This window comes from Roseivivax marinus (assembly GCF_900109705.1).
In the GTDB taxonomy this organism is placed as follows: domain Bacteria; phylum Pseudomonadota; class Alphaproteobacteria; order Rhodobacterales; family Rhodobacteraceae; genus Roseivivax; species Roseivivax marinus.
Genome location: NZ_FOAI01000009.1, coordinates 15,386 through 31,686 on the forward strand (window position 1 = coordinate 15,386; position 16,301 = coordinate 31,686).

The window sequence follows — 16,301 nt, forward strand, 5'->3', positions numbered from 1 at the left end:
GTCAAGCCGTGGTCGGCCCAAACTCGCTTCGGGGGCCGCATCCGGCAAGGAGAAGCGACATGAAACTGAACGAACTGCGCGACAACGACGGCGCGATGCAGCGCAAGAAGCGCATCGCGCGCGGCCCGGGCTCCGGCAAGGGCAAGATGGGCGGCCGCGGCATCAAGGGCCAGAAGTCCCGCTCGGGTGTGGCCATCAACGGCTACGAAGGCGGCCAGATGCCGCTCTACCAGCGTCTGCCCAAGCGCGGCTTCACCAAGCCGAACCGCAAGAAATTCGCCGTCGTCAACCTCGGCATGATCGACAAGTTCGTCATCGCGGGCAAGATCGACGCCGGCCAGCCGGTGACCGAGGATGTCCTCGTCGCCTCGGGCCTCGTGCGCCGCAAGCTTGACGGCATCCGCGTGCTTGCCAAGGGCGAACTGTCCAAGCCGGTGAACCTCGAAGTCACGGGCGCCTCCAAATCGGCCGTCGATGCGGTCGAGAAGGCGGGTGGGTCGCTCAAGGTCGCGACCGCGGCAGCGGCCGAATAAGGAGTTGTGGGCGACCGCGTCGCCCATTACACCTCCGACGAGTTTTCCGACGCCGCCCCGAGCTCGAAAACGCTCGCGGGCGGCGTTCGTCTGAAAAAGAAGGGCGCTTCATGGCATCCGCAGTCGAACAGATGGCCGCCAACACGAGTTGGGCGGCTCTGGGCAAGGCCACCGACCTCCGCAACCGCATCCTCTACACGCTGGCGCTGCTGTGCATCTTCCGGCTGGGCACGTTCATCCCGGTTCCGGGCATCGACGGCGTCGCGCTGCGCGATTTCATGGAAGGCGCGGCTGCCGGGATCGGCGGCATCCTCACCATGTTCACCGGCGGCGCGCTGGGGCGGATGGGCATCTTCGCCCTGGGCATCATGCCCTACATCTCGGCCTCGATCATCGTTCAGCTGCTGGCCTCGATGGTGCCCGCGCTCGAACAGCTCAAGAAAGAGGGCGAGCAGGGCCGCAAGAAGATCAACCAGTATACGCGCTATGGCACCGTTCTGCTTGCGACCTTCCAGGCCTACGGCCTCGCCGTGTCGCTCGAGGCGGGTGACCTTGTGACCGATCCGGGCTGGTACTTCCGCGCGGCCACCGTGATCACCCTCGTGGGCGGCACCATGTTCCTGATGTGGCTGGGCGAGCAGATCACCCAGCGGGGCATCGGCAACGGCATCTCGCTCATCATCTTCGTCGGCATCATCGCCGAGGTGCCCGCCGCGCTGGCGCAGTTCCTCGCCTCGGGTCGCTCGGGCGCGATCAGCCCGGCCGTCATCATCGCCGTCATACTGATGGTCGTGGCGGTGATCATGTTCGTGGTCTTCATGGAGAGGGCGCTGCGAAAGATCACCATCCAGTATCCGCGCCGCCAGGTCGGCATGAAGATGACCGAGGCGCAGAACAGCCACCTGCCGGTCAAGGTTAACCCGGCCGGCGTGATTCCCGCGATCTTCGCCTCGTCGCTGCTGCTGCTGCCGACCACGATCTCGACCTTCTCGGGCACCGATACCGGTCCCGTGATGTCGACGATCCTGGCCTATTTCGGCCCCGGCCAGCCGCTCTACCTGCTGTTCTTCGCCGCGATGATCGTGTTCTTCGCCTACTTCTACACGTTCAACGTCTCGTTCAAGCCGGACGACGTGGCCGACAACCTGAAGAACCAGAACGGCTTCGTGCCGGGCATCCGCCCCGGCAAGCGGACGGCAGAGTATCTTGAATACGTGGTCAACCGCATCCTGGTGCTCGGCTCGGCCTACCTGGCGCTCGTCTGCCTGCTGCCCGAGATCCTGAGAAGCCAGTTCGCGATTCCGTTCTACTTCGGCGGCACCTCGGTGCTTATCGTGGTGAGCGTGACCATGGACACCATCCAGCAGGTGCAGAGCCACCTCCTGGCGCATCAGTACGAAGGTCTTATTCAGAAGTCGCAGCTGCGCGGCAAGGGTAAGGGCCGCAAGAAGGGGGGACCGGCGCGCCGATGAACATCATACTTCTAGGACCGCCCGGCGCGGGCAAGGGAACGCAGGCGCGCCGACTGGAGCAGTCGCGCGGAATGAAACAGCTCTCCACCGGGGACATGCTGCGCGAGGCGAAGGACTCCGGCAGCGAGATGGGCCTCAAGGTCGCGGACATCATGGCGCGGGGCGACCTCGTGACCGACGAGATCGTCATCGGCCTCATCCGCGAGAAGCTGCAGACCGAGAATGCCAGCGGCTTCATCTTCGACGGGTTCCCGCGCACGCTGAAGCAGGCCGATGCTCTGGGCGAACTGCTGTCCGAGATGGGCCAGACGCTGGATCACGTGATCGAGCTGCGGGTGGACGACGAGGCGCTGGTGCAGCGCATCACCGCGCGGTCGACCTGTGCCAATTGCGGCGAGGTCTACAACGACATCACCAAGCCGATCCCGGCCGACGGCAAGTGCGCGAGCTGCGGCGGCACGGAGTTCAAGCGCCGTTCCGACGACAACGAGGACAGCCTGCGCAAGCGTCTGATGGAGTACTACAAGCAGACCTCTCCGCTGGTCGGCTACTACTACGTCAAGGGCACCTATTCCCGCGTCGACGGTCTGGCCGAGATCGACGAGGTCGGCGCCGCCCTGGCCGAACGCCTGGACAGCTGATCGACGCTACGAACCAGGCACCGGGCCGCGCCGCCGAAAGGTCGCGCGGCCCGGTCCGGTCCGGGGCGGGGGATCGCTTTGGCGGGCGTGCGGCCCGCCCGGATCACCGCGGCTTGGCGGCCGTCCCGGCGCGGGGTTGACGCGACGGTCAAATCGCACTACCCACCGCCATCTCTAGCAGAGAATCGCGCTTGCCGGGCGCTTCACGCGCGCGGCAGACCACCTGATCGACGGACGGCCCGAAGGCATCGCGCCCCGAGGGCCAAATGTTGTGAAAAAAGGTTCTGGAGCTACGGAACCGCAACGAAGAGGAATTCCGGTTTGGCACGTATTGCCGGCGTCAACATCCCCACCGCGAAGCGCGTTCCGATCGCGCTGACATACATCCACGGCATCGGTCCTTCGACCGCGAAGGAAATCTGCGCCGCCGTGAACATCGACGAAGCCCGTCGCGTGAACGAGCTGAGCGACGCCGAAGTCGTCGCCATGCGCGAGCACATCGACGCGAACTTCACCGTCGAAGGCGACCTGCGCCGTGAAGTGCAGGTGAACGTCAAGCGCCTGATGGATCTCGGCTGCTACCGCGGCCTGCGCCATCGTCGCAACCTCCCCGTGCGCGGTCAGCGCACCCATACCAATGCCCGCACCCGCAAGGGCCCGGCAAAGCCGATCGCTGGCAAGAAGAAGTAAGGGAGGTCACGAGACATGGCACGAGATACCCGTACGCGCGGAGGCAAGAAGAAGGTCTCCAAGAACATCGCCGCAGGCGTGGCGCATGTGAATTCGTCATTCAACAACACCAAGATCCTCATCTCGGACGTGCAGGGCAACGCGATCTCCTGGTCGTCGGCCGGCACGATGGGCTTCAAGGGCTCGCGCAAGTCGACGCCCTACGCCGCCCAGCTCGCCGCAGAGGATGCCGGCAAGAAGGCGCAGGAGCACGGCATGAAGACCCTCGAGGTCGAAGTGCAGGGCCCCGGCTCGGGCCGCGAATCGGCGCTGCGCGCGCTGGCCGCGGTTGGCTTCAACATCACGGCAATCCGTGACGTGACGCCGATCGCGCACAACGGCTGCCGCCCGCCGAAGCGTCGCCGCGTCTGAACGACACCGATGACGGAACGGGGCCGCGCCACGCCCGCGCGGCCCCGAACTGCCGTTTTAACCTCGGGCGTCCGCGGCCTTCGGGACATGGGGCCGGGACAGGAATGGAGGTCACCACATGATCCACAAGAACTGGGCCGAGCTGATCAAGCCCACGCAACTCGACATCCGTCCGGGCAACGATCCCAGCCGGACCGCGACCGTCGTGGCCGAACCGCTCGAGCGCGGCTTCGGTCTCACGCTCGGCAACGCCCTGCGCCGCATCCTGCTGTCCTCGCTGCAGGGTGGCGCCATCACGTCGGTGCAGATCGACAACGTCCTCCACGAGTTCTCGTCGGTGGCCGGCGTCCGTGAAGACGTGACCGACATCGTCCTGAACCTCAAGGGTGTCAGCCTGCGTATGGAAGTCGAGGGCCCCAAGCGCCTCTCGATCTCGGCCAAGGGGCCGGGCGCCGTGACCGCCGGCGACATCTCCGAGTCGAACGGCATCGAGATCCTCAACAAGGATCACGTGATCTGCCACCTCGACGACGGCGCCGACCTGTTCATGGAACTGACTGTCAACACCGGCAAGGGCTACGTCTCCGCGGACAAGAACAAGCCCGAGGACGCGCCCATCGGCATGATCCCGATCGACGCGATTTACTCGCCGGTCAAGAAGGTCGCCTACGACGTGCAGCCCACCCGTGAGGGCCAGGTGCTGGACTACGACAAGCTGACCCTCAAGGTCGAGACCAACGGCGCGGTCACGCCCGAGGACGCGATCGCCTACGCGGCCCGCATCCTGCAGGACCAGCTGTCGATCTTCGTCAACTTCGACGAGCCGGAAAGCGCCTCGCGCGACGACGGCGATGACGGTCTGGAGTTCAACCCGCTCCTTCTCAAGAAGGTCGACGAGCTCGAGCTTTCGGTCCGTTCGGCGAACTGCCTGAAGAACGACAACATCGTCTACATCGGCGACCTGATCCAGAAGACCGAAGCCGAGATGCTCCGCACCCCGAACTTCGGCCGCAAGTCGCTGAACGAGATCAAGGAAGTGCTGTCGGGCATGGGGCTGCACCTCGGCATGGATGTCGAGGACTGGCCGCCGGACAACATCGAGGATCTCTCGAAGAAGATGGAAGACTCGTTCTGAGTCTTTGACACGGCGCGCGGCGTGCTGCATGGCCCGCCGCGCGAACCGGGTGCCCCGCGCACCCCAAGGAGAGCGGTTTTCACGCAAGGGACCGCCGGACAAAGCACAACGACGACCAAGGAGACCAGACATGCGTCATGGACACGGATACCGCAAACTCAACCGCACCCACGAGCACCGCAAGGCGCTGTGGGCGAACATGGCCGGCTCGCTGATCGAGCACGAGCAGATCAAGACCACGCTGCCCAAGGCGAAAGAGCTCAAGCGCGTGATCGACAAGCTGATCACCCTCGGCAAGCGCGGCGACGTGCACGCCCGTCGCCAGGCTGCCGCGCAGCTCAAGCAGGACATCCACGTCGCCAAGCTGTTCGACGTGCTCGGTCCGCGCTACACCGAGCGCTCGGGGGGCTACTGCCGCGTGCTGAAGGCTGGCTTCCGCTACGGCGACATGGCACCGATGGCGATCATCGAGCTGGTCGACCGCGACGTCGAAGCGAAGGGCGCCGCCGACCGTGCGCGCCTCGAGGCCGAGGAAACCGCCGAGGGCTGATCCTCGTCCGCGCGCAGTTGCGAGAGTTTCGGAGGTCCCGCCATCGTGCGGGGCCTCTTTTCGTTCCGAGGCAATTCATCCCGGGGCCGCGGCCAGTAACAAGCGCCGCTGTGCCCCGCGGGGCTTAGCGCGGCATACCGGGCAAGGATACGTAACCTGCCCTTGCGCTTGAAGTGGGGGGCGGCGCTGGACTATCTCGAAGCCCGGGGATCGTGAAGGTGTCATCCATGCGTGTTCTGATCTTGATTCTCTGTCTGGGCCTGTCCGCGCCGCTGGCGGCGGAAGAGCGCGTGCCGCAAAGCCCCGCCGAGATTTCGTTGACGTTCGCGCCGCTCGTGCGGGAGGCGGCACCAGCGGTTGTGAATATTTACGCGCGTCGTGTCGTGGAACAGCGGTCCCCCTTCGCGGGCGATCCGTTCTTCGGTGAGTTTTTCCGGAATTTCGGATCGACCCGGCCGAGAGTGCAAAACTCGCTCGGCTCCGGGGTGATCCTGTCGGCGGACGGCATCGTGGTGTCGAACTACCACGTGGTCGGAGAGGCCGAGGATATCCGCGTGGTCCTCAACGACCGCCGTGAATTCGGCGCGCGGGTGCTGCTGGGCGACGAGGAAGCCGATCTCGCGATCCTGAAGCTCGAAGGCGCGGGCGACATGCCGCACCTCTCCTTGCGCGACAGCGACGACGTCGAGGTGGGCGAGCTGGTGCTGGCCATCGGCAACCCGTTCGGTGTCGGCCAGACGGTGTCCTCGGGGATCGTGTCCGGCCTCGCACGGTCGGGGACCGCCACCGGGAGCGCACGCGGCTACTTCATCCAGACCGATGCGCCGATCAACCCGGGCAATTCCGGCGGCGCTCTGATCGACGTCTCGGGACGGCTGATCGGGGTGAATACCTCGATCCTGTCGCGCTCGGGCGGATCGAACGGCATCGGATTCGCGATACCCGCGGCACTGATCGCCCAGTTCGTGGCGCAGGCCGAGGCCGGGCAGGAGCGGTTCCGCCGGCCCTGGGCCGGACTGACCGGGCAGCCCGTCGATGCAGACCTCTCGGACAGCCTCGGGCAGGCGGCGCCGGCCGGAGTTCTGATTTCAGCGATCCATCCGGCGAGCGCCTTCCGCGACGCGGGGCTCGAGGTCGGGGACGTTGTCGTCGCCGTGGACCACCAGGCGGTGAACACGCCGGCCGAGATGATCTACCGCCTGTCGGTTCGCGGCATCGGCGCGGAGAGCGTCGTGACCTATGCCCGCGCGGGCGTCGAGAGCGAGGCTCGGGTCGCGCTGATCGCGGCGCCGGACGCGCCGGCGCGGGACGCTGTCACGCTGGCGCGCGGTGACGTGTTGCCTGGCCTCGCGCTGTCGCGGGTGAACCCCGCAGTCATCGAGGAGATGGAACTGCCGCTCTCGGCCGACGGGGTGGTGGTGACCGATCCGGGCCGCTGGGGCGCGCGAGCCGGGCTGCGCGCCCGCGATGTGCTGCGGTCGGTCAATGGCCGCGCTGTGCAGGCGCCGTCCGATGTCGGGCCGGCGCTGCGCGCGGCCGCGTCGGTGGTGGAGATCGAAGTGGTCCGCGGGGGCCGCCGCCTCGCGCTGCGGTTCCGGGTCTGAGCATGGCGGATCTCTTCGATCAGGACCCCACCGCCCGGGCCGAGGCGGAATCACGCGCCCCGCGACCGCTGGCCGACCGTCTGCGGCCCGCGCGGCTCTCCGACGTGATCGGGCAGGCGCACGTGATCGGACCGGAGGGGCCCTTGGGCACGATGCTCGCCTCGGGCGCGCTGTCCTCGCTGGTGTTCTGGGGGCCGCCGGGGGTGGGCAAGACCACCATCGCGCGGCTGCTCGCCGATGAGACCGACCTGCACTTCGTCCAGATCAGCGCGATCTTCTCCGGCGTGGCCGAGCTCAAGAAGGTGTTCGAAGCAGCCAAGCAGCGCCGCCGCGCCGGGCAGGGCACGTTGCTCTTCGTTGACGAGATCCACCGCTTCAACAAGGCGCAGCAGGACAGCTTTCTGCCGCACATGGAGGACGGGACGATCCTGCTGGTGGGCGCCACCACCGAGAACCCGTCCTTCGAACTGAACGCGGCACTTCTGAGCCGGGCGCAGGTGCTGGTGCTGGAGCGCCTTGGCGCGGGCGAGCTCGAGGACCTCGCCGCGCGGGCAGAGGCCGAGCTGGACCGCCCGTTGCAGCTCGAACCCGACGCGCGGTGCGCGCTGATCGAGATGGCCGATGGCGATGGGCGGGCTCTCTTGAACCTCGTGGAACAGGTGGCGGCGTGGCGGCCGGACGCACCGCTCGACACCGCGGCGCTGCGCAAGCGTCTGACTCGGCGCGCGGCGCTCTACGACAAGTCGGGCGACGGGCACTACAACCTGATCTCGGCGCTGCACAAGTCTGTGCGCGGCTCCGACCCCGACGCCAGCCTCTACTGGTTTGCACGGATGCTGGAGGCAGGCGAGGACCCGCGCTACCTCGCGCGTCGGATCACGCGAATGGCGGTGGAGGATATCGGGCTGGCTGATACCCAGGCCCAGGCGGTCTGTCTCGACAGTTGGAACACCTACGAGCGGCTGGGGTCGCCCGAGGGCGAACTGGCGCTGGCGCAGGCGGTCGTCTACCTCGCGCTCGCGCCCAAGTCGAACGCAGCCTACGTGGCGTACAAGGCGGCGCGGCGTGCGGCCAAGTCCACGGGCTCGCTGATGCCGCCGAAGCATATCCTGAACGCACCGACGGGGCTGATGAAGGACCAGGGCTACGGCAAGGACTACGCCTACGACCACGATCAGGACGAGGCGTTCTCGGGGCAGGATTACTTCCCCGAGGACATGGAGCGGCCAGACTTCTACGCGCCGGTCGAACGCGGGTTCGAGAGGGACCTGAAGAAGCGCGTGGAGTACTTCGCGCGGCTTCGAAAAGAGCGCAACGGCTAGGGTTCCGCCCCGCGGGTGCAGACCTTCGTGGCACACGGCAATCGTCTGCCGAGACGCGCCTCCCCGAATGGCATTTTCGCGCGCCCCACGATTCCGTGATGGTCCGCCCGGTGGGCGGCAAGCGTTCGAACTGCAATCGTGAGGTAACGCTAGGGAGGAGGAACCGATGCGTAAGACACTACTCACCGCGGCATTCGTCATGTCCGGAGGCGCCGTGATGGCGCAGGACACCGGACCGTCGAAGACAGACCCGCAGGTCGCTTTCAACAACAATTGCCGTCAGTGCCATTCGACCGACGAGGGCGATCACCGGCTCGGGCCGAGCCTGTACGAGATCGTCGGCAAGGAGGCCGGCGTGCAGGAAGGCTACCAATACAGCAGCGCGCTCGAGTCGGCGGACCACACCTGGGATGAGGACATGCTCGATCAATGGATCGAGAACCCCGATCAGGTGGTCAGCGGTCACAAGATGAAGCCGTATCCGGGGCAGGATGGCCCCGAGATCCGCGCGGCGATCATCGAGCATCTCGGCAGTGGCAGCGGCGAAGACGCGGAGGGTTCTGAAGAGCAGTCGTGACAAGCGCCGCGAGCGTAGTCGAAGTCAGACGGATAAAGAGGGGCGGCACCCGGGTGCCGCCCCTCTTCCATTACTTTCGCTCCGGTGTGCGAGGGAGGATCAGAGGCCGATCATCTCGGCCTGACGCACGATCACCTCGGCCTGCTTGATCGAGGCGATGTCGACGAGCCGCCCCTTGTAGACCGTCGCGCCTTCGCCACGGGCCTTGGCCTCTTCCATGGCGGCGAGGATCTCGCGCGCTTCGGTCACGGCCTGCTCGGTCGGGGTGAAGACCTCGTTGGCGAGCGCCACCTGCTTTGGGTGAATCGCCCATTTGCCGACCATGCCCAGCGTCGCCGAGCGCAACGCCTGCGCGCGGAAGCCCTCGTCGTCCGAAAAGTCGCCGAAGGGGCCGTCCACCGGAAGCACGCCGTGGGTCCGACAGGCCGCCACGATGGCCGCCTGCGCCCAGTGCCACGGGTCAGACCAGTACTTCTGGCCTTCGCGGTGCATGTAGTAGTTCTCCTGCGTGCCGCCGATGCCGGTGGTCGCCATGCCCATCGACGCCGCGAAGTCGGCGGCGCCGAGGCTCATCGCCTGCATCCGGGGGGAGGCGGCCGCGATCTCCTCCACATGGCTGATTCCGGCAGCACTCTCGGCGATGACTTCGAAGCCCAGCGGCTTGCTGCGGCCCTTTGCACGCTCGATCGCGGTGACGAGCGCATCGACGGCGTAGAGATCGCCCGCGCAGCCCACCTTGGGGATCATGATGAGGTCGATCCGCTCGCCCGCCTGTTCCATCAGGTCGACCACGTCGCGGTACCAGTAGGGCGTGTCGAGGCCGTTGATGCGAACTGACAGGGTCTTCTGGCCCCAGTCGATATCGCCGATGGCCTCGATGACATTCTTGCGCGCGGTATCCTTGTCGTCGGGCGCGACGGAGTCTTCGAGGTCGAGGTTGATGACGTCCGCCTCGGACGCTGCCATCTTCTCGAAGATCTGGGGGCGGGAGCCGGGGCCGAACAGCTGACAGCGGTTGAGCCGGGCGACCGGGGCGGGCTGGATACGGAACGACATGAATCCTCGCGCAACAAAGTTTCGTTTTCCTCGTCCGTTCGGATATGGATTTGCGCGGAGCGGTTCAAGCGGATTTGCGTGCGCGTGGGATCGGGGGATTGGCGGGCCCCATGAGGTTGCTGGCGCGGTCGAACAGCGCGGCCGTCGTCGGGCAGCCGGAACCGGCTGGTGTCGGGCATCCTTCGCAGCCGGCGGCCATGGCGACGGCCGAGCCGCCGGTCGCTTCGAGGGGCGCCATCGGATCGGGCTCCGCCGGCTGCATCCCCGAGAGAGGGGGCAGCGCCTCGGCAGCCTCGGCCCTTTGCTGTGCCTCGGTCCGCGCGGTCCAGCGCGCCTCCTCGAAGATCAGGCCGACCGCAACCGCGCCGGCGACGTTGAGCACGACAAGGCACGGAATCGGCCCGAGGAAGGCCGCGGCCTGGATATCCCCGGGCAGCGCGAAGACGGGCAGTATGTGCAGGCACGATATCGCCCCGAGCCCCGCGAGGGCGGGAATGCCACGCTGCCGGTCCCCGCTGACCAGTGCGCGCCACGCAAGTCCCGAGCCTGACGCGAGGCAAAGCGCGACGGCCCCCGCCTCGGCCCCCGCGCCGCCGATCCACAGCCGTGCCGCCGCTGCGATGGCGGTCGCGGGCAGGGCGCCGGCCACGCCCAGAAACCCGCCTGCCAGCGCCAACGGTACGGCGCGCATGTCGAGAAAGACGCCTGGTCCGATATGGACCGGCGTCGCGAATTGCAGGGCCGCCCCGACCCCGAGCGCGGCCCCGGTCAGGAGGGCCCCCCGGACCGAGCCGAACTGTCGCAGGAGGGGGGCGAAGAGGATGGCCGCAACCGCAAGGGCTGCCACCGCGTCGAGCAAATTGAACGCCTCCCTCAGGAAGCCGGCGAGCGTGGGCATGAGCGTTAGGCCCCGTGTGTCGTGTCAGGCCGCCACTTTGTCGCCGCGGATCATACCCTTCCCCTAATTCGGTCGTTCGAATTAGATCGATCGGGAACGGCGCGGTGCGAATCTCGCAGGCATTCGGCGCGAATTTGCGAAAAATACGCGCGGTGACCGTTGGAACCTCGGTCGAATTGAGCCACGTTCTGCGCCGTGGCGCGGGGGTGGACCCTGCTCCGGTCAACGCATGAGGGCCAATTCCATGATCGAGACGCCGTATCTTCTGTTCCTGGGCGATGCGCCCGACCCGCTGGCCGCCAAGGTGGCACAGGGGATCAAGGACTGGCGGCCCGACAATTGCGTGGGCCAGTTCCGGATGGACGGCTGCAAGGCCGACATGAAGCTGCCCGACATGACGCTGGCCGAAGCCAAGGAGGCCGGGGCCAAGACGCTCGTGATCGGCGTTGCGAACCGTGGCGGCAAGATCTCGGCGGCCTGGAAGGAAGTCCTGCTCGAGGCGCTCGATCTCGGCTACGACCTTGCCGCGGGCCTCCACACCCTTCTGCGCAACGAGCGCGACCTCGCCGAGAAGGCCAGGGAAACCGGCCGCGCGCTCCACGACGTGCGCATCCCCGAAGTCGAGTATCCCATCGCCAACGGCGAGAAGCGCCGCGGCAAGCGCGTGCTCGCGGTCGGCACCGACTGCTCGGTCGGCAAGATGTACACCGCGCTCGCGCTCGACCGCGACATGAAGGCGGCCGGCATGAAGTCGTCCTTCCGCGCCACCGGCCAGACCGGCATCCTGATCACCGGCGAGGGCGTTCCGCTCGACGCCGTGGTCGCGGACTTCATGGCCGGTTCGATCGAGTGGCTGACGCCCGACAACGACGACGACCACTGGGACGTGATCGAGGGACAGGGCAGCCTGTTCCACGTCTCCTATTCCGGGGTCACGCTGGCGCTGGTCCACGGCGGCCAACCCGACGCGCTGATCCTCTGCCACGAGCCCACCCGCACCCACATGCGCGGCCTGCCGGGCTATGCGCTGCCCTCGCTCGAGGCGCTGCGCGACACCGCGCTTGAACTGGCGCGGGTGGCGAACCCGAACTGCCAGGTGATCGGCATCGCGGTGAACACCGCCGGGCTCGACGACAGCGAGGCGGAGGCATACCTGCACCAGGTTCAGGATCGCATGGGCCTGCCGGCGGTCGACCCCTATCGCCACGGCACCCAGCCGCTGGTCGAGGCGCTCCAGAAGCTCTGAGCCTTGGTCCGCGGCGCGCCCGGGGCGCCGGCCCCGGCGCATGTGGCGCGGCGGGACCGAGTATTTTTCAACGAGAAGAAGCAGGGGACGGCGCCATGCAGATCGAGGTTTCGCGGGACGTGTTCCGGCTTGCCGAGGCTTTCACCATCGCGCGGGGCTCGCGGACCGAGGCGCAAGTTCTTACCGTGCGGATCTCCGCGGACGGCGTGACCGGGTGGGGCGAGTGCGTGCCCTACGCCCGCTACGACGAGACGCTCGACAGCGTGGAGGCCGAGATCCGCGGCCTGCCCGACGGCTTCGACCGCGGCGCGCTGCAAGAGCTTCTGCCCGCCGGGGCCGCGCGCAATGCGGTCGACTGCGCGCTGTGGGACCTCGAGGCCAAGCGGGCGGGCAAGCGCGCGTGGGAGCTGGCCGGCCTCGCGCGGCCGGGCCCGGAACTCACCGCCTACACGCTGTCCCTGCAGGAGCCCGACAAGATGCGCGCCGCCGCGCAGAAGCACGCGCACCGGCCGCTTCTGAAGGTCAAGCTGGGCACCCCGGACGACATGCCGCGCCTCGAGGCGGTGCGCGCCGGCGCGCCGGAGGCCCGCATCATCATCGACGCGAACGAGGGCTGGAGCGCCGAGGTCTACGCCGACCTTGCGCCGCATCTCACGCGGCTCGGGGTCGAACTGGTGGAGCAGCCGCTGCCCGCGGGCGAGGATGACGCGCTGCTCGGCCTCGACCGCCCGGTGCCGATCTGTGCCGACGAAAGCTGCCACGATCGCGCCTCGCTGCCGGCGCTCAAGGGCAAGTACGACATCGTCAACATCAAGCTCGACAAGACCGGAGGCCTGACCGAGGCGCTGGCTCTTCGCGCCGAGGCCGAGCGGCAGGGCTACGACATCTTCGTGGGCTGCATGGTGGGCTCGTCGCTTGCCATGGCGCCGGCCACGCTGGTCGCGCAAGGCGTGTCGGTCACCGATCTCGACGGACCGCTTCTGCTGGCCGAGGACCGCGATCCGCCGCTCACTTTCGACGAGGCCGGCGTCCACCCGCCAGACGCCGCCCTCTGGGGCTGATCGCCGGCGGCGGATCCCGGGCGAGGCCTGCCGCTTCTTCTCGGGACAAATATCCAGGGGGCCGCGGCAGCGCCCCGGTCTGTCCGCGCCACCCCCGACCCGCCTGCATCGCCCTTGACCGGGCGCGCGCTTTCGACAAGGTCTGCCGCAACGATCAAGGAGTGACGCCATGCGAACCGTCTACGTCAACGGAGAGTACCTCCCCGAAACCGAGGCGAAGGTCTCGATCTTCGACCGCGCCTTCCTCATGGCCGATGGTGTCTACGAAGTGACCAGCGTTCTCGGCGGCAAGCTGATCGATTTCGACGGCCACGCCCGCCGGCTGCAGCGGTCGCTGGGCGAGCTCGACATGCAGAGCCCGGTGACGACGGAGGAACTGCTGGAGATCCACCGCGAGCTTGTGCGCGTGAACGAGGTCGACGAGGGCATGATCTACCTGCAGATCACCCGCGGCGCGCCGGACGACCGGGACTTCGTCTTTCCCGATCCCGAGACGACCGCACCGACCATTGTGCTCTTCACCCAGTCGAAACCCGGCCTCGCCGACAGCCCGAAGGCGAAGGAGGGGATGAAGGTGATCTCCATCGAGGACCAGCGCTGGAGCCGCCGCGACATCAAGACGGTGCAGCTTCTGTATCCGTCCATGGGCAAGATGATGGCCAAGAAGGCCGGCAAGGACGACGCCTGGATGGTCGAGGACGGCAGCGTGACCGAGGGCACCTCGAACAACGCCTACATCGTCAAGGGCGACACCATCGTCACCCGCGGGCTGTCGAACGACATCCTGCACGGGATCACCCGAGCTGCCGTGCTGCGCTTTGCCGAAGAGGCGCAGATGAAGGTCGAGGAGCGGCCGTTCACCATCGAGGAGGCGCAGGGCGCCGACGAGGCTTTCATCACCTCGGCCTCGACCTTCGTGATGCCCGTGGTCGAGATCGACGGCGTGGCCCTGGGCGACGGCACGCCGGGTCCTCGTGCCGCGAGACTGCGCGAGATCTACCTCGAGGAAAGCCGCAAGATGGCGATCTGATCACCGGCGCGGACCCCGGGTGGGACGCTGCGCCGATCGGGACAGTCTGAGGGCGAGGGCAGGGCGGTCCGGTGGGCCGCTGCCTTCGCCTTGCCGCGCGTGCCGGCTCCTGCGGGACCGGCGGAGGGGGCGCTGACTGCTGTCGCCTGCGGCGTCGTCCCCCGGGATATTTTCGCCAATAGAAAGCAGGCGCTCAGGTCTCGGGGGTTCGGGTGAAGCCGCGAAAGTAGAGGTAGATCGTGCCCGCAACGAGCGCCACGAGCGCCGACTTGGCGAGGAAGTCGGGGTGCAATCCGCCGCCGAGTGCGGCGGAGACGGCCGAGACGAGATCACCCACCAGAGTGAGCGCCGCGAAGAACATCGCGCCGTGCGCCAGCCAGTCGCGCACCGCAGAGCGTCTGAGCGAGCGGTCGGCTCGAGCGGCACGGCCCGTCCTGAAGTTCAGAACGAGGAATAGCGGAGCGAACACCGCGAGGCTCGCCAGCGCGCCGCGCACCCGCCAAGCAGTCCAGCTGAAGTCCTCCATCGGGTCTCCGAGCCAGCGGTCGATGAGGGCGAAACCGAGGTTGATCGACTGGAACACCGTCACGCCGAGAGCCACGAACATCAGTCCGTAAACCAGCGCCTCGCGCGCCGAGACGGCCGGCCGTGGCCGCGGGACGGGCAGGGGGTAGGACAGCTCGGCCCAGTCGGCGAGCGCCTTTTCGGCTTCACCGCGCGACCAGCCCGCCTCCGTCAGGGCGCGGACGATGTCGGGGCGCGCGTGGCCCGCCCTCAGCGCGTCCGCGACGAAGGCGCCGAGCCGGTCGGAGGCGCGCATCAGCTCTTGGAGCCGACGTTCTCGGCGAAGCTCTTCTCGAAGGCCGCCTGCTTGTCGCTGCCGGCGTCGGTCTGATGGTTGGCCTTCCATTCGGACATGGGCATTCCGTAGAAGATCTCGCGCGCCTCGTCCTTGCCCATGTCGATCCCGCGCTCCTGCGCGGCCTCCTGGTACCAGCGCGACAGGCAGTTCCGGCAGAACCCTGCGAGGTTCATCATGTCGATGTTCTGCACGTCGGTGCGTTCTTCCATCAGGTGCTGACGCAGGCGGCGGAATGCGGCGGCTTCGAGCTCGAGGCGGGTCTGATCGTCCATTGCGTGTCTCCTTGGATTGCCCCTGAGATCGTGGCTTTCGCGCGCCTGTTCAAGGCAATGCGCTCAAGCGCGGTTCAGAGCGAGCGGAAGATTCGTGACTCGCCGATCATGTTCTCGAGCGCGGCGATCCGCTCGGCGCTGGAATCGGAGCGGCGGTTCTGCACCTCGGCCACCAGCGCCTCGATCAGGAAGTTCATCGCAAGCGTCGAATCCCAGCTCGACGGCACCTCGACCATGACGCGGAAGCAGTGCGCGGCGTGTTTCTCGATGGGCGACCCCCAGGTGTCGGTGAAGAGCACGATGTTCGCGCCCTGGTTCACCGCGAGGCCCGCGAGCTTTTCCAGCTCCTTCTCGTAGCGCCGGATGTCGAAGACGATCAGTGTCGCGCGGGCGTCCATGTCGAGAAGCGCCTGCGGCCAGACGCTGGGCGAGCTGTCGAGCAGAAAGACCTGCGGCCGGATGATCTGGAGATGGTTGTAGAAATAGTGCGCGTTCGACCGCGTGATCCGCCCGCCCAGCAGGTGGAGGCGGCGCTCGGGTTCGGACAGCAGCTCGGCCACCCGGTCGAACTCGGCGAGGTCGAGCCGGTCGAGCGTGCGGTTGATGTTCTCGGAGGCCGCCTCGATGAAGCGCGAGACGATGTGGTCGCCGTGCTCTGCCCGGCGCGCGGCGTCGAGCTTGGCCAGCGGCTGCTTCATGCGCGCCGCCACTTCCTCGCGGATCGCGTCCTGGAGGTCGGGGAAACCCTCGAACCCCAGTTTCCGGGCGAGGCGGACGATGGTGGGCGTCGAGACTTCCGCGCTTTCGGCGAGCCGGGTGATCGATTGCAGGCCCGCGACCAGCGAATCGTTCAGGAGCACCGCGGCGAGTCGGCGCTCGGAGGCGGTCAGCTCGTCGTGCTTGTCGCGCAGGAGGTCGCGCACCAAAGGTCTGCCCACGGG

18 protein-coding genes are annotated in these 16,301 nt (G+C 67.4%); 13 read left to right on the forward strand and 5 right to left on the reverse strand.

What is annotated here, in order from left to right; all coding sequences use genetic code 11:
* Positions 1-59 precede the first annotated feature (59 nt).
* The 10 genes from rplO (at position 60) to BMX29_RS12270 (ending at position 8,935) form a co-directional block, all read left to right on the forward strand.
* Complete coding sequence (rplO, locus tag BMX29_RS12225; protein ID WP_092813197.1) at positions 60-533, forward strand: 50S ribosomal protein L15; 474 nt, start codon at positions 60-62, stop codon at positions 531-533.
* Between the two features lie 110 nt (positions 534-643).
* Positions 644-2,005 carry a preprotein translocase subunit SecY gene (secY, locus tag BMX29_RS12230; protein WP_043845722.1) on the forward strand — a complete coding sequence of 454 codons (1,362 nt, stop codon included), beginning with the start codon at positions 644-646 and terminating at the stop codon, positions 2,003-2,005.
* The gene (locus BMX29_RS12235) at positions 2,002-2,646 is read left to right on the forward strand and encodes an adenylate kinase (protein WP_043845724.1); all 645 of its coding nucleotides are present in this window, start codon (positions 2,002-2,004) and stop codon (positions 2,644-2,646) included. Before secY ends, BMX29_RS12235 begins: the two co-directional genes overlap by 4 nt.
* 321 nt (positions 2,647-2,967) lie before the next feature.
* Positions 2,968-3,336: a 30S ribosomal protein S13 gene (rpsM, locus tag BMX29_RS12240; protein ID WP_043845726.1), complete on the forward strand. Its 369-nt coding sequence runs from the start codon at positions 2,968-2,970 to the stop codon at positions 3,334-3,336.
* Positions 3,337-3,351: 15 nt separating this feature from the next.
* Positions 3,352-3,747 carry a 30S ribosomal protein S11 gene (gene rpsK / locus BMX29_RS12245; RefSeq protein ID WP_043845728.1) on the forward strand — a complete coding sequence of 132 codons (396 nt, stop codon included), beginning with the start codon at positions 3,352-3,354 and terminating at the stop codon, positions 3,745-3,747.
* Positions 3,748-3,865: 118 nt separating this feature from the next.
* The gene (locus tag BMX29_RS12250; protein ID WP_043845730.1) at positions 3,866-4,882 is read left to right on the forward strand and encodes a DNA-directed RNA polymerase subunit alpha; all 1,017 of its coding nucleotides are present in this window, start codon (positions 3,866-3,868) and stop codon (positions 4,880-4,882) included.
* Positions 4,883-5,012: 130 nt separating this feature from the next.
* Positions 5,013-5,432, forward strand: coding sequence for a 50S ribosomal protein L17 (gene rplQ / locus BMX29_RS12255; RefSeq protein WP_043845732.1), 420 nt, complete (start codon positions 5,013-5,015; stop codon positions 5,430-5,432).
* A 227-nt stretch (positions 5,433-5,659) separates the two neighbouring features.
* Positions 5,660-7,036 carry a trypsin-like peptidase domain-containing protein gene (locus BMX29_RS12260; protein WP_092813199.1) on the forward strand — a complete coding sequence of 459 codons (1,377 nt, stop codon included), beginning with the start codon at positions 5,660-5,662 and terminating at the stop codon, positions 7,034-7,036.
* 2 nt (positions 7,037-7,038) lie between these two features.
* A complete protein-coding gene (locus BMX29_RS12265; RefSeq protein ID WP_092813201.1) occupies positions 7,039-8,358 on the forward strand; it encodes a replication-associated recombination protein A in 1,320 nt (439 codons plus the stop codon).
* Between the two features lie 166 nt (positions 8,359-8,524).
* Complete coding sequence (locus BMX29_RS12270; protein ID WP_217644383.1) at positions 8,525-8,935, forward strand: c-type cytochrome; 411 nt, start codon at positions 8,525-8,527, stop codon at positions 8,933-8,935.
* A gap of 99 nt (positions 8,936-9,034) precedes the next feature.
* On the opposite strand, the gene BMX29_RS12275 is transcribed toward BMX29_RS12270, so the two are convergent.
* Together BMX29_RS12275 and BMX29_RS12280 are read right to left on the reverse strand one after the other, a co-directional pair.
* Positions 9,035-9,991, reverse strand: coding sequence for an L-malyl-CoA/beta-methylmalyl-CoA lyase (locus tag BMX29_RS12275; protein WP_092813204.1), 957 nt, complete (start codon positions 9,989-9,991; stop codon positions 9,035-9,037).
* Positions 9,992-10,055: 64 nt separating this feature from the next.
* Entirely contained in the window at positions 10,056-10,889 is an 834-nt protein-coding gene (locus tag BMX29_RS12280) for a LytS/YhcK type 5TM receptor domain-containing protein (protein WP_092813207.1), read from the reverse strand.
* A 244-nt stretch (positions 10,890-11,133) separates the two neighbouring features.
* Here BMX29_RS12280 and dgcN point away from each other — a divergent pair, with 244 nt between their 5' ends.
* From dgcN to BMX29_RS12295, 3 genes are all read left to right on the forward strand, one after another.
* Complete coding sequence (dgcN, locus tag BMX29_RS12285; RefSeq protein ID WP_043845742.1) at positions 11,134-12,135, forward strand: N-acetyltransferase DgcN; 1,002 nt, start codon at positions 11,134-11,136, stop codon at positions 12,133-12,135.
* A gap of 95 nt (positions 12,136-12,230) precedes the next feature.
* Complete coding sequence (gene dgcA / locus BMX29_RS12290) at positions 12,231-13,196, forward strand: N-acetyl-D-Glu racemase DgcA (RefSeq protein ID WP_092813210.1); 966 nt, start codon at positions 12,231-12,233, stop codon at positions 13,194-13,196.
* Between the two features lie 169 nt (positions 13,197-13,365).
* Positions 13,366-14,226 (forward strand): D-amino-acid transaminase, encoded by an 861-nt coding sequence (locus tag BMX29_RS12295; protein WP_092813213.1) that lies wholly within the window; start codon positions 13,366-13,368, stop codon positions 14,224-14,226.
* A 193-nt stretch (positions 14,227-14,419) separates the two neighbouring features.
* Here BMX29_RS12295 and BMX29_RS12300 read toward each other — a convergent pair whose 3' ends face one another.
* The 3 genes from BMX29_RS12300 to BMX29_RS12310 all read right to left on the reverse strand — a co-directional run bounded on the left by BMX29_RS12300 (position 14,420) and on the right by BMX29_RS12310 (position 16,298).
* Entirely contained in the window at positions 14,420-15,046 is a 627-nt protein-coding gene (locus tag BMX29_RS12300; RefSeq protein ID WP_092813216.1) for a DUF5671 domain-containing protein, read from the reverse strand.
* The gene (locus BMX29_RS12305) at positions 15,046-15,360 is read right to left on the reverse strand and encodes a DUF1244 domain-containing protein (protein ID WP_092813219.1); all 315 of its coding nucleotides are present in this window, start codon (positions 15,358-15,360) and stop codon (positions 15,046-15,048) included. The genes BMX29_RS12300 and BMX29_RS12305 overlap by 1 nt, the downstream gene beginning before the upstream one ends.
* Before the next feature lie 74 nt (positions 15,361-15,434).
* A complete protein-coding gene (locus BMX29_RS12310) occupies positions 15,435-16,298 on the reverse strand; it encodes a MurR/RpiR family transcriptional regulator (protein WP_051487814.1) in 864 nt (287 codons plus the stop codon).
* Between the last annotated feature and the right edge of the window lie 3 nt (positions 16,299-16,301).